Genomic DNA, 271 nt, shown 5'->3' on the forward strand with positions numbered 1-271 from the left:
GGATTTAGGCATAATTGGAATTGGCTTCTTAACAGCGTCTGAAAAATAGCCAGCAATTTCAAGCTTTCTTTTTAACTCTTCATAAGCTAAATATAAATTACCAATTCCATCTGGTTGCATTTCCTTCACATATAATTGGTACTGACCGTGTGGTTCGTAAAGAGATATATCTCCCCTTACGAGCACACTCATACCGTTTTTAGGGCGAAATTTTAAGAATCTATTATTTCCTGCAAACATAACTGCATTTACCTTAGAGCCATCATCCTTT

1 protein-coding gene is annotated in these 271 nt (G+C 35.8%); it reads right to left on the bottom strand.

Annotated elements, in window-relative coordinates:
* Positions 1 to 271: exodeoxyribonuclease VII large subunit (locus AOA60_RS01235; RefSeq protein ID WP_158235010.1), on the bottom strand; the 271-nt coding region annotated here is incomplete at both ends.

The sequence above is a fragment of the Pseudomonas sp. 2822-17 genome (genome assembly GCF_002742485.1).
Classification (GTDB): domain Bacteria; phylum Pseudomonadota; class Gammaproteobacteria; order Pseudomonadales; family Pseudomonadaceae; genus Aquipseudomonas; species Aquipseudomonas cyclaminis.